This is a genomic window from Pseudomonas sp. MRSN 12121, assembly GCF_000931465.1.
In the GTDB taxonomy this organism is placed as follows: domain Bacteria; phylum Pseudomonadota; class Gammaproteobacteria; order Pseudomonadales; family Pseudomonadaceae; genus Aquipseudomonas.
Genome location: NZ_CP010892.1, coordinates 6,593,058 through 6,605,025, shown reverse-complemented (window position 1 = coordinate 6,605,025; position 11,968 = coordinate 6,593,058). Strand labels below are relative to the sequence as shown.

Here is an 11,968-nt window from a genome sequence, read left to right as displayed (position 1 = left end):
TTTATTTAATTGAATAAATATCGGTAGGTTATATGTCACGCATTGTCGAAAGTTTGAACTCTTCAATGGCACTTAACTTGCGTTGAAACATATGTGTCTCGAAGTTACTGCCGTGCGTTCTATTAAGTAATTCTCTATACGCGGGGAGCCGAACGCTATTCGCCATGACAGCCATTGAATCCAGTTTCCTGAATCTGGCTTACCCTCCGCGGCTTGACCTTGGGCCGCAGCTCACCCCCGAACAGCTCCGCAGCTCGATGCAATCCACCATGGCGCGCCACAAGGGCGGGCCCGTCTGGCTGTTCGCCTATGGTTCACTGATCTGGCGTCCCGAATGCTCGGCGGTCGAACGGCTGCGTGGGCGGGTGCATGGCTACCATCGCGGTTTGTACCTGTGGTCCCACGAGCACCGCGGCACGCCGGAAAAGCCGGGGCTGGTGTTTGGCCTGGATCGCGGCGGTTCCTGCAGTGGTTTCGCCTACCGCTTGCCGGAAGAACAGCTGGAAACCTCGTTGTATGCGTTGTGGCAGCGCGAGATGCCGTACCCATCCTATCGCCCGCACTGGCTCAACTGCCGGCTTGAAGACGGTAGCCGGGTGCAGGCCCTGGGCTTCGTGCTGGAGAGACACCTGCCCAGCTATGCCGGCAACCTGCCGGATCATGTGCTGAGCCAGGTGTTCGAAAGCGCTTGCGGGCGCTACGGCACTACTCGCGAGTATGTCGAGCAGACCGTGCACGCCCTGCGTAGCCACGCCATGCCGGATCGCAATCTGGAGGCGCGGCTCAAGCGCTGTCAATCAGGCGCCTGTCAGGACGCTTAGGCGATGGCTTCGCGGCCCTGGCTGGCGGTCCGCTTGTGCCGCAGGGTCGGTGCCAGGAAGGCCATCGACAGCAGGCATGCGCCCACCAGCAGGACAAAACCGCCGTCCCAGCCGAAATGGTCCACGGTGTAGCCCATCGCTGCGCTGGCGGCGACCGAGCCGCCCAGGTAGCCGAACAGGCCAGTGAAGCCCGCGGCGGTGCCGGCGGCTTTCTTCGGCGCCAGTTCCAGGGCCTGCAGGCCGATCAGCATCACCGGGCCATAGATCAGGAAGCCGATGGAGAACAGCGCGATCATATCGACGGTCGGGTTTCCGGCCGGGTTCAGCCAGTACACCAGGGTCGCCACGGTCACCAGCGCCATGAACACCATGCCGGTCAGGCCGCGGTTGCCGCGGAAGATCTTGTCCGACATCCAGCCGCACAGCAGGGTGCCCGGGATTCCCGCCCACTCGTAGAAGAAGTACGCCCAGGAGGTCTTGTCCACCGTGAAGTGCTTGGCTTCCTTCAGGTAGGTCGGCGCCCAGTCCAGCACGCCGTAGCGCAGCAGGTAGACAAAGACGTTGGCCAGGGCGATGTACCAGAGCATTTTGTTGCGCAGTACATATTTGACGAAGATTTCCTTGGCGCTGAATTCCGTTTCGTGGCTGGCGTCGTAGCCTTCCGGGTAATCGTTCTTGTACTTCTCGATCGGCGGCAGGCCGACCGACTGCGGGGTGTCGCGCATGGTGGCGAAGGCGAACAGCGCCACCAGCAGAGCCACCGCGGCCGGAACGTAGAACGCCGCGTGCCAGTCGTTGAACCAGCCCATGCCGAGCAGGAACAGCGGGCCGATCAGGCCGCCGCCGACGTTGTGCGCCACGTTCCACACCGACACCACGCCGCCGCGTTCCTTCTGCGACCACCAGTGCACCATGGTCCGTCCGCTTGGCGGCCAGCCCATGCCCTGGGCCCAGCCGTTGATGAACAGCAGGATGAACATCATGGTCACGCTGGACGTGGCCCAGGGTGCGAAACCGAAGATGAACATGATTCCGGCCGACACCAGCAGGCCGAAAGGCAGGAAGAAGCGCGGGTTGGAGCGGTCGGACACCAGGCCCATGAGGAACTTCGACAGGCCGTAGGCGATGGCGATCGCCGACATGGCCAGGCCCAGCTCGCCGCGGGTGTAACCCTCTTCGATCAGGTACGGCATGGCCAGGGAGAAGTTCTTGCGCAGCAAGTAGTAGCCGGCGTAGCCGATGAAGATCCCGGCGAAGATCTGCCAGCGCAGGCGGCGGTAAGTACTGTCTATTTTTTCGTCAGGCAGGGGCGCCCGATGTGCGGCAGGTCGAAAGAAAGCAAACATTCAAGAGCTCCAAATTTCTTGTTTTGACTGCGGATGCGAATGTTACAGTTTCGTTACCGAAAATAGCACTGCATCTTGTCCACAGGCATACAAGAAAGGAGCAAACGGATGTTCTTTTGCGAACATGTCGGTGAGGTATAAGCCAAGGTCGCAAACGAATGTTCCCGCCCTCTGTAGGAGCGAAGCTTGCTCGCGATCCGCGCAGCGGCCATCCGCCGCTGCGCGAACAAGCGGTTCAGCGAACCTGCACCACCACCTTGCCCACCGCCTTACGCTGGCCAAGATCGTTGATGGCATTGGCGGCGTCGGCCAGTGGGTAGACCTGCGAGACCAGTGGCTTCAACTTGCCTTCGGCGAACCAGCCGAACAGTTGCTGGAAGTTCGCCGCGTTGTCCTGGGGCTGGCGCTGGGCGAACGACCCCCAGAACACCCCGACCACCGCCGCGCCCTTGAGCAGCGCCAGGTTGACCGGCAACTCGGGAATGCGCCCGCTGGCAAACCCCACCACCAGCAAGCGGCCGTTCCAGGCGATGGAGCGGATCGCCTGGTCGAACAGGTCGCCGCCGACCGGGTCGTAGATCACGTCGGCGCCCTGGCCGTCGGTCAGGCGCTTGACCTCGTCCTTCAGGCTGGTTTCGCTGTAGTTGATCAACTCGTCGGCGCCTGCGGCCTTGGCCACCGCGAGTTTCTCGGCGCTGCTGGCGGCGGCGATGACCCGCGCGCCCATGGCCTTGCCGATTTCCACGGCGGCCAGGCCGACACCGCCGGACGCACCGAGCACCAGCAGGGTTTCACCCGGCTGTAGGTGGCCGCGTTGCTTGAGAGCGTGCATCGAGGTGCCGTAGGTCATGCTGAAGGCTGCGGCGGTGTTGAAGTCCATTGACGGCGGGATTGGCAAGACGTTGTAGCCCGGCACCGCCACTTCCTCGGCAAAGCTGCCCCAGCCGGTCAGCGCCATGACTCGGTCGCCGGCCTTGAGGTGTCCCACCTTCTCGCCGACGGCACCCACCACCCCGGCGGCCTCGCCACCCGGCGAGAACGGGAAAGGCGGCTTGAACTGGTATTTGCCCTCGATGATCAGCGTGTCCGGGAAGTTCACCCCGGCCGCGTGCACGTGCAGCAGGATTTCGTTCTTCTTCGGCACGGGACTCGCGACATCTTCCAGCACCAGCGTTTCGGCGGGGCCGAAGGCTTTGCACAGCACGGCTTTCATCAGGGCTATTCCTTTGGAAGTGATGGCCGATAAGTGTAGGTGGGTGAAAAACGCGGTCAACGAGCATGCCCCGTCCTGATAACCGGCCATAAGCTTTGTGCTTGGGCACAGGACCGGAGGCCTTTATGCTAGGCCGCCTACCGGATAAGGAGCGAACTGTGAAAGCGTGGATCATGTTGATGCTGGCCCTGTCTCTGCCGATGGCAGCCATGGCCGAGGAAGCCAAAGAGGGCGAAGCACCGAAAGTCAGTTACATCAGCCTGAACCCGCCGTTCGTGGGCAACTACGGCCTGGATGGCGGTCCCAAGCTCAAGGTCTACAAGGCAGACGTCGCCCTGCGCGTGACCGGCGATGCCGCCGCCCAGGCAGTGAAGGCCAACGAGCCGCTGATCCGCAACCAGCTGGTGGCACTGTTCGCCCAGCAGACCGCAGAAACCATGAACAACGTCGAAGCCAAGGAAAAACTGCGCCAGGAAGCCTTGAAGCAGACCCAGCAGGTGATGAACGACGAAACCGGCAAGCCGGTGGTGGAAGACCTGCTGTTCAACAACCTGATCATCCAGTAATGCAGGATCCTGTAGGAGCGAGGCTTGCCCGCGATAGCGATATCGCGCACCCCGCCCAATCCCAGCCTTACGGCTGATCGCGAGCAAGCTTCGCTCCTACAAGTTGCTGGGTCAGGACGCCAGGCTCCTGCGGAACCTCGCCAGGGCGATGCCGAAGAACAGTAGGCCGATCGCCGCAAGGGCCAGCAGGTCGGGCCAGACCACCGGCAGGCCGGCGTCGCGAAACAGGATCGCGGCGCTGAGGCTGACGAAGTGAGTCGACGGCGAGCCCTGCATCACCCATTGCAGCCACTGGGGCATGCTGTCCAGCGGCGTGCTGCCGCCCGACAACAGCAACATCGGGATGATCACCGGAATCGCCAGCAGGCCGAATTGCGGGGTCGAGCGTGCCAGGGTCGCGAGAAATATCCCCAGCGCGGTGCTGGCGAACAGGTACAGCGCGGTCACCGCGAGGAACAGTGCCAGCGAACCGGCCAGCGGTACGCCCAGCACCCCTTTGACTATCACTTCCAGCGACAGCCAGGTGCAGAGCACCACCACCAGCATGTTGCTCCAGATTTTCGCCAGCATGATTTCCAGCGCCGTCAGCGGCAGCACCAGCAGGTGGTCGAGGGTGCCGTGTTCGCGTTCGCGCAACAGCGCGGTGCCGGTCAGGACAATCGCCAGGATGGTGATGTTGTTGACGATCTGGATCACCGCCAGGAACCAGCCACCCTGCAGGTTGGTATTGAACAGCGCCCGGCTGGTCAGGCGTGCCGGCATCCCGCCCGTCGGGTCGGCCTGGTTGCTGTAGTTCAACAGTTCGCGCTGGAAAATCCGCCCTATATACCCGGCGCCCATGAATGCCTGGCTCATGGCTGTGGCGTCGACGTTCACCTGCACGCTGGGTTGGCGCCCGGCCAGCAGGTCGTTCTGGAAGTTGGCCGGCACGTTGATGACGAAGGTGAACTGGCCGCTGTCCATGACCTGGTCCAGCCGGTCGTAGGGCAACTGCACCGGAACCTGGAACTCCGGCGGTTGCAGGGCCTCGGCCAGTTGGCGCGAGACCTGGCTGTGATCCTCGTCCACCACGGCCACGCTGGCGTTGTGCACGCCGATCACCGAACCGGCGGCGGGCATATAGATGGCCACGGTGAAGGCGTATGCCAGGAACAGCAGCAACACGCTGTCGTGACGCAGGCTGGTGAGCTCCTTGATACCCAGGCGCAGGATGTGACTGAAGCGGCGCATCAGGCCTCCTGTTTTTTCAGCATCGCCAGGCTCAGCCCGGTGAATCCGAGGAAGAAGGCGAACAGCGCCAGGCACTGTGGCCACAGTTCGCGCAGGTCCAGGGCCTTGGTGAAAGTGCCCACCGCGATGTCGAGGAAGTAGCCGGAAGGAAACAACTGCCCCATCAGTGCCGCGGCGCCGTCCAGCGACGAGCGTGGCACGATCAGCCCGGAAAACTGGATGGTCGGCAGGCTGGTGATGATCATGGTGCCGAGAATCGCCGCGATCTGGGTGCGGGTGAAGGCGGAGATCAACAGCCCCATGCTGGTGGTCGCCAGCACGTACAGCAGGCCGCCGACCGCCAGGGTCAGGCCGCTGCCCTTGAACGGCACGCCGAACAGCCAGCGGTTCATGACGGCCAGCAGCGCCAGGTTGACCAGGCTCAGGCCCAGGTAGGGCAGCTGTTTGCCGAGGAGGAACTCCAGGCGCTTGAGCGGCGTGGCGTAGAAGTTGGTGATCGAACCCAGCTCCTTTTCGCGCACGATGCCCAGCGCGGTGAGCATCGCCGGGATGAAGGCCAGGATCAGCGCCATCACACCGGGGCCGATAGCGTTGACGCTGACCACGTCCTGGTTGTAGCGAAAGCGGGTTTCCAGCTTGGCCGCGGCCGGCCGCTTGAGGGCCGGGCTGCTGTGTTCGGCCAGTTGTTCGAGGTTGGCCTGGTGCACGGCCTCGACGTAATTGCGGCTGGTTTCGGCGCGAAACGGCATGCCGCCGTCGAGCCAGGCGGCCACGGTGGGCTGGCGCCCGGCGTACAGGTCGCGGCCGAAACCGGGAGGAATCTCCAGGGCCAGCTTGATCTCCGAACGTTGCAGGCGCCGGTGCAATTCGGCGGCGTCGCGGATCGGCTGCCGCTCCTTGAAGTAGCGGGAGCTGCGGAACGCCTCCAGGTAGGCGCGGCTTTGCGGCGTCTGGTCCTGGTCGTAGACGGCGAAGGCGAGGTTTTCCACGTCCAGGGAAATGCCGTAGCCAAAGATCACCATCATGAACAGGGCGCCGAGCAGGGCGAACGCCAGGCGTACCCGGTCGCGCAGCAGTTCCTTGCCCTCGCGGGCGGCTACGGCGATCAATCGCGACAGGCTGAAGCCCCGACGGCCACCAGCGACAGGGTGGGGGAGCGCCTCGGCCTGGGTGCTGGCGGCAGGAGGCGTTTCGGGCGTGCCCTGGGCAGCCTCCAGGCAGCGGACGAATGCGGCTTCCAGGGTGTCGCCGGCGAACTGCCGCTGCAGGGCGGCGGGGGTATCGCAGGCCAGCACCTGGCCGGCGTGCATCAGCGAGATGCGGTCGCAGCGCTGGGCTTCGTTCATGAAGTGGGTAGAGAGAAAGATCGTCACCCCCTGTTCCCGCGACAACTCGATCAGCAGGCGCCAGAAGTCGTCGCGGGCCGCCGGGTCCACGCCCGAGGTCGGTTCGTCGAGTATCAGCACTTCCGGACGGTGCAGCACCGCCACGGCCAGCGACAGGCGCTGGCGCAGGCCCAGGGGCAGGGCGCCGGAGGGCTGTTCGGCAATCTCCTGGAGGGCGAAACGGCGGATCAACTCGTCGATGCGCGGGCCGCTCTCGGCCTTGGGCAGGTCGAACAGCCGGGCATGCAGCACCAGGTTCTGGCGCACGCTGAGTTCGCCGTACAGGGAAAAACTCTGCGACATGAAGCCCACCCGTTTGCGCGTGGCCAGGTCCCTGGCATCCACCGGGTTGCCCAGCAGGCTGGCGCTGCCCTCGGTGGCCGGCATGAGGCCCGTGAGGACCTTCATGGTGGTGGTCTTGCCGCAGCCGTTGGAGCCGAGAAAACCGAAAATCTCTCCCCGGCCAATGGCGAAGCTGACTTTGTTCACCGCAGTGAAGTCGCCGAAACGCAGGGTCAGCTCATGGGCCTGGATGGCGATTTGCTGGTTGTCCGCAGTCCTGGGCGGGATCACCAGCGGCTGGTTGTCGTGCCCGCTGTCGCCCTGGAAATGGGTGAAGGCCTCATCGAGCTTGCCGCTGGGCGTGACGGCGGCCAGTTCGCGGCTCAAGCCCTGGGCGATCAGCCGGCCGCGGTCGAGCATCAGGCAATGCTCGAACTGCTCGGCTTCCTCCATATAGGCGGTGGCCACCAGCAGCGTCAGGCGCGGGCGCTGCCGGCGCACATCATCCACCAGTTCCCAGAAGCGCCGCCGAGACAGCGGGTCGACGCCGGTGGTGGGCTCATCGAGGATCAGCAGGTCCGGCTCGTGGATCAGCGCACAGCACAGCCCGAGCTTCTGCTTCATGCCGCCCGACAGTTTGCCGGCGGGCCTTTCGGCGAAGCGCAGCAGGTCGGTGGCCAGCAACAGGCTGTGCATGCGCTGTTCGCATTCGTCTTTCGACAGGCCGAACAGCGTGGCGAAGAAGCGGATGTTCTCCGCGATCGACAGTTCGGGATACAGGTTGCCGCCCAGGCCCTGGGGCATGAAAGCGATCCGCGCATAGAGGCTGTTGCGATGCCGGCGTTCTTCGATAGAGCCACCGAGCACCTGCAACTGGCCCTGCTGCAGTCGTTTGACCCCGGCGATCAGGCCCAGCAGGCTCGACTTGCCGGCACCGTCCGGGCCGATCAGCCCGCAGCGGGTGCCGCCGGGCAGGCTGAAGGCGAGATCGACCAGGGCCTGCCGCGGGCCGTAGCGGTGGTTGATGCCGGTGGCGTGCAGCGCCAGCTCGTTCATTGCAGGTTGGCCGGCCAGTCCACGTCCGCCGTGCGCACATAGCCGGCGCCGGGCATGCCGGGCTTGGCCTGCGGTACGGCGCTGGGTTGGGTCAGCCGCAGCTTGACGCGAAACACCAGCTTCTGGCGCTCGTCGCGGGTTTCCACTTCCTTGGGGGTGAATTGCGACTTGGCCGCGACGAAGCTGATTTTCGCCGGCAGCGGTTGTTCGGGCAGGGCGTCGAGCAGGATCCGCGCGTCGCTGCCGACAGCCAGGCGGCCGGTTATCGCAGCGGACAGGTAGAGGTTCATGTACTGGTCGTTCGGGTCGATCAGCAGCAACACCCGGCCGCCGGCCCCCAGTACTTCGCCCGGTTCGGCCAGGCGCAGCTGGATGATGCCGTCGATAGGCGCGCGCAGGCTGCTGTCGTCGATTTCGCTGGTCAGCTGGGCGACTTGTGCCTGGGCCGAACCGATGGCGGCGCGCACGGCGGCGACCTGGGCCTGGGCTGCCTGCACGGCAGCATTGCCGGTATTCAGGCGGGCCTGCTGCTGGTCGATGATCTGCTGGCTGGCGAAGCCGCGCTTGAACAGTTCCCGGGAGCGCTTGAGTTCCTGGGTGGCTAGCAGCAGCTCGCTCTGGCGCAACTGCACATTGGCTTCGGCCGCCGCGAGGTTTTCCCGGGTGCGCACCACGTCGGCCTCGGCCTGGGCCCGCTGCGCTTCCAGGGTGCGAGTGTCCATGCGCGCCAGCAGTTGGTTGCGGGTCACTTTGTCGCCTTCGTCGACCAGCACTTCGGCCAGGCGCCCGGGCGTCTTGCTGGCGATCTGCACTTCGGTGGCTTCGAGGCGGCCGTTGCCCATGCTCAGGCCTTCGGGCAGGCGATCCAGCCTGGACTTCCAATAACCGAAGCCGCCCGCGACCAGCAGCAGGGCCAGCAACGCGCAGGCGAAAAGACGGGAGGAGCGGTGATTCGTCGACATTGAGGCATCCCAGCAGCTGTAACATCCTAGTCTGGCGGCTCAAGCCTCGGGGCGGCTTGATGTCCGTCAAATGAACGGGCAAGCCTAGTTGGTTGTGCGCGGGATGCCTGGATAAATGTCGATTGGGCTGTTCAGCGCAGGGCCAGGACCGCGGCCCATTGCTCGGCGGTCACCGGCATCACGGACAGCCGGCTGCCTTTCTGCACCAGGGGCAACTCGGCGAGGGCGGCCTGCTGTTTCAGGTAGTCCAGGCGCAGCACCTTGGAGAAGGTCTCGACGTGGGCGACGTCGACGGCGCTCCAGGCATTCTTCTCGGCGCTGGCCTTGGGATCGAAGTGCGGGTTGTCCGGCTCCAGGGCGGTCGGGTCGGGGTAGGCGGCCTCGATGATGCGGCCGATCCCGGCGATGCCCGGCTCGGGGCAACTGGAGTGATAGAAGAAGAATTGGTCACCCACCGCCATGGTGCGCAGGAAGTTGCGCGCCTGGTAGTTGCGCACGCCATCCCAGCGCGCCTGGTTCTGGCGCGCCAGGCCCTCGATCGAGAGTTCTTCCGGCTCGGATTTCATCAGCCAATAGGCCATCTTTTTGCTCTCCTTGAGGGTGGCTGGACAAGTTGTTGGGCAATTTCATGACAAACCGACGGTCGGTTGACGCCAGCATTTGCGTGTCGGTTCACGTTATCGCAGAATGCCGGAATTTTAAGCTTGACGCTGCTGCACGGCCTGTTATGGAAACCGTTGCTGTCATCGTGTGTGATGCCTGAGGGGGGCAATCGATGCAACGCAAACCGGATTTACTATGGATTTTGGTTATTTTGTTCGGTTTGGGCGTAGTGACAACCGGTTATGCGCAAAGCCTGTGGGCCAGCAAGACTGACGCCCCGGTCGAACTCACGCAACAGCAGCAGCAGCCTTACAAGCGTTGATTCCTTTCTGGGCGCCGCTGTCCGGTGGCGCCTGTCATGCGAAATACCATTTCCTGTCCGTCACCGTTCCTTGCAGCGGTACGTCCCAGCTCGCCTGATCCAGTCTCGCCACTTTCTGGCATTCATGCGCCAGCCCCAGCAGCGTCGGTTTGCGCCAGCTCTTGCGCCGGGCCAGATAAGCCAGGCTGCGATCGTAGAAGCCGCCGCCCATGCCCAGGCGTCCGCCTGTCTCATCGAAGCCGACCAGCGGCAACAGCACCAGGTCCAGCGCCCAGACCTTGCGTTGCCGGGCCAGGCTCACTCGTGGCTCGGCGATGCGAAAGCGGTTGGGGCGCAGTTTTTCTCCGGGGCGAACCCGCTGGAACACCATCTTGGTCCGCGGCCAGGCGCTGAGCACCGGCAGATAAGTGGCCTTGCCCCGGCGTTGCGCGGCACGCAGCAGCGGGCGCGGGTCGATTTCACCGTCGTTGGGCAGGTACAGGGAGATATGCCGGGCGCGTCGGAACGATGGATGCTGCGCCAGCTGCCGATACAGCCCGTCGGCGGCCCGGCGCTGTTCGCTGGCGGTGAGGGCGCGGCGGGCCTTGCGCAGCATGCGTCGAAGTTGCGGGCGGGACAGCGGCGCCGGTTCGGTCATGGTCACTCAGGTCCAGGTCGGGTACGGCAGGACAGCGTACCGCTAAACCATCGCGCAGCTGAAAAGAAAAATGCCAGCTATCTGCATAGCTGGCATTGATCTGGAATCCAGGCTCCCCGGATGAACCGCTGTCGACTTAGCCCTTGAACCCGAAAGTTCAAGGCGGAGGATGCAGTAGGCGTTAAGGCTTTCCGTCTGGCGGACATGCACACCGGCCCAACGTGCAACTTCCAGGGTAGTGCAAATCGGCTCAGGGACATCGCCAACTGGCAAGCACCCCAGGGAGTGGCGTGGATTATACCGCAACCACCCTCAGGAATCAGCCTTGGTTGTGTCGGTATCGGTGGCGAGTACCAGATCCACGCGTTCGAGCAGGTCGCGTACCTGTTCGCGGGTCGAGCCGCTGGCCTGGATGTCGGGACGATCCTGCTTGTGCAGCAGGTCGTGGGTGATATTGAGGGCGGCCATGACGGCAATGCGGTCGGCGCCGATGACTTTGCCGCTGCTGCGGATCTCACGCATCTTGCCATCCAGATACCGGGCGGCGCTCACCAGATTGCTGCGTTCTTCCTGGGGGCAGATGATCGAATATTCTTTGTCGAGGATCTGCACGGTAACGCTATTGCTTGAACTCATGAGTCTTGCTCCAGGGCCTTGAGGCGCGAAATCATCGATTCGACCTTACGCCGGGCGATTTCGTTTTTTTCAATGAGGTGCGCGCGTTCCTCGCGCCAAGTCTTTTCCTGAGCTAATAAGAGTGCGTTTTGACTCTTTAGTTGCTCGACCCGGTCAATTAGCAGTTCGAGTCTGGCCATCAGCGCTTGCAGGTCGGTGTCTTCCATTGGATCCCACTGAGTTTGTCTGATGAGTGGCAACTGGCTGGGCAAACGAGTTGACGCCCTCGATGGTCTTGGCGCGTCTGCCGATGCTAGGATACAAGGCCTCCATTCTAGACATTGCGCCGCTTGGCGCCTAGCTGCCCATGCCCATTCAGAATTCCCCGTACAACGCTTTCGCCACCCTGCTCAGCAGCAGCGGTCATCCTGTTTCGCCTGCCGAATTGCACGGCCTGTTGCTGGGTCGCAGCTGCGCCGGCGCCGGCTTCGAAGTCGAAGCTTGGCTGATCGATGCCGCCGAGGTGCTCGAAGGCGAGCCACAGGATAACGTTCGCAACGCCTTGATCGGCCTGCAGGAAATGGTCAAGGGCGAGTTGACCAGCGACGACATGACCGTCGTGCTGTTGCTGCCTGGCGACGATGCGCCGCTGGCCGAGCGCGCCGCCGCATTGGGCCAATGGTGCCAGGGCTTCCTCACCGGCTTCGGCCTCAACTCCCGCGACAGCAGCTCCCTGAGCACCGAAGCCACGGAAGTGTTGCAGGACCTTGCGGCGATCGCCCAGGTACAGGACGCACTGGAAGAGTCCGAGGATGGCGAAAGCGACTACATGGAAGTCATGGAATACCTGCGTGTCGCGCCGCTGCTGCTGTTCACCGAGACCAACAAGAGCGTTGCGCCAGCGGCCAAGCCTTCTCTGCACTGATCGTT

General features: G+C 63.7%; 13 protein-coding genes and 1 other RNA gene. 4 read left to right on the top strand and 10 right to left on the bottom strand.

Annotation, left to right across the window (positions count from 1 at the left end; translation table 11 throughout):
* Window positions 1-164 precede the first annotated feature (164 nt).
* The gene (locus TO66_RS30155) at window positions 165-821 is read left to right on the top strand and encodes a gamma-glutamylcyclotransferase (RefSeq protein WP_044465678.1); all 657 of its coding nucleotides are present in this window, start codon (window positions 165-167) and stop codon (window positions 819-821) included.
* Here the strand turns inward: TO66_RS30155 and glpT are convergent.
* The gene (gene glpT / locus TO66_RS30150) at window positions 818-2,167 is read right to left on the bottom strand and encodes a glycerol-3-phosphate transporter (protein WP_044465677.1); all 1,350 of its coding nucleotides are present in this window, start codon (window positions 2,165-2,167) and stop codon (window positions 818-820) included. The two genes, TO66_RS30155 and glpT, sit on opposite strands and share 4 nt — an antisense overlap.
* A 235-nt stretch (window positions 2,168-2,402) precedes the next feature.
* On the bottom strand, window positions 2,403-3,380 hold the full coding sequence (locus tag TO66_RS30145; RefSeq protein ID WP_044465676.1) for an NADPH:quinone oxidoreductase family protein: 978 nt from the start codon (window positions 3,378-3,380) through the stop codon (window positions 2,403-2,405).
* 158 nt (window positions 3,381-3,538) lie between these two features.
* Between TO66_RS30145 and TO66_RS30140 the strand changes: the two genes are divergently transcribed.
* A complete protein-coding gene (locus TO66_RS30140; RefSeq protein ID WP_044465675.1) occupies window positions 3,539-3,946 on the top strand; it encodes a flagellar basal body-associated protein FliL in 408 nt (135 codons plus the stop codon).
* Window positions 3,947-4,057: 111 nt separating this feature from the next.
* On the opposite strand, the gene TO66_RS30135 is transcribed toward TO66_RS30140, so the two are convergent.
* From TO66_RS30135 to TO66_RS30120, 4 genes are all read right to left on the bottom strand, one after another.
* Window positions 4,058-5,176, bottom strand: coding sequence for an ABC transporter permease (locus TO66_RS30135; protein ID WP_044465674.1), 1,119 nt, complete (start codon window positions 5,174-5,176; stop codon window positions 4,058-4,060).
* The gene (gene rbbA / locus TO66_RS30130) at window positions 5,176-7,899 is read right to left on the bottom strand and encodes a ribosome-associated ATPase/putative transporter RbbA (protein WP_044465673.1); all 2,724 of its coding nucleotides are present in this window, start codon (window positions 7,897-7,899) and stop codon (window positions 5,176-5,178) included. The genes TO66_RS30135 and rbbA overlap by 1 nt, the downstream gene beginning before the upstream one ends.
* The gene (locus TO66_RS30125) at window positions 7,896-8,861 is read right to left on the bottom strand and encodes an HlyD family secretion protein (protein WP_044465672.1); all 966 of its coding nucleotides are present in this window, start codon (window positions 8,859-8,861) and stop codon (window positions 7,896-7,898) included. Before TO66_RS30125 ends, rbbA begins: the two co-directional genes overlap by 4 nt.
* 131 nt (window positions 8,862-8,992) lie before the next feature.
* Window positions 8,993-9,442 (bottom strand): EVE domain-containing protein, encoded by a 450-nt coding sequence (locus TO66_RS30120; protein WP_044465671.1) that lies wholly within the window; start codon window positions 9,440-9,442, stop codon window positions 8,993-8,995.
* 194 nt (window positions 9,443-9,636) lie between these two features.
* Here TO66_RS30120 and TO66_RS33545 point away from each other — a divergent pair, with 194 nt between their 5' ends.
* Complete coding sequence (locus TO66_RS33545; RefSeq protein ID WP_156162107.1) at window positions 9,637-9,786, top strand: hypothetical protein; 150 nt, start codon at window positions 9,637-9,639, stop codon at window positions 9,784-9,786.
* Window positions 9,787-9,820: 34 nt separating this feature from the next.
* Here TO66_RS33545 and TO66_RS30115 read toward each other — a convergent pair whose 3' ends face one another.
* From TO66_RS30115 to TO66_RS30105, 4 genes are all read right to left on the bottom strand, one after another.
* Window positions 9,821-10,423 carry a 5-formyltetrahydrofolate cyclo-ligase gene (locus tag TO66_RS30115; RefSeq protein WP_044465670.1) on the bottom strand — a complete coding sequence of 201 codons (603 nt, stop codon included), beginning with the start codon at window positions 10,421-10,423 and terminating at the stop codon, window positions 9,821-9,823.
* Between the two features lie 109 nt (window positions 10,424-10,532).
* A non-coding RNA gene (gene ssrS, locus TO66_RS33045) (6S RNA) lies at window positions 10,533-10,711 on the bottom strand.
* Between the two features lie 24 nt (window positions 10,712-10,735).
* Complete coding sequence (locus TO66_RS30110) at window positions 10,736-11,059, bottom strand: cell division protein ZapA (RefSeq protein ID WP_044465669.1); 324 nt, start codon at window positions 11,057-11,059, stop codon at window positions 10,736-10,738.
* Complete coding sequence (locus tag TO66_RS30105) at window positions 11,056-11,265, bottom strand: TIGR02449 family protein (RefSeq protein WP_044466189.1); 210 nt, start codon at window positions 11,263-11,265, stop codon at window positions 11,056-11,058. The genes TO66_RS30110 and TO66_RS30105 overlap by 4 nt, the downstream gene beginning before the upstream one ends.
* Window positions 11,266-11,405: 140 nt before the next feature.
* Between TO66_RS30105 and TO66_RS30100 the strand changes: the two genes are divergently transcribed.
* Window positions 11,406-11,963, top strand: coding sequence for a YecA family protein (locus TO66_RS30100; RefSeq protein ID WP_044465668.1), 558 nt, complete (start codon window positions 11,406-11,408; stop codon window positions 11,961-11,963).
* The last annotated feature ends 5 nt before the right edge of the window (window positions 11,964-11,968 follow it).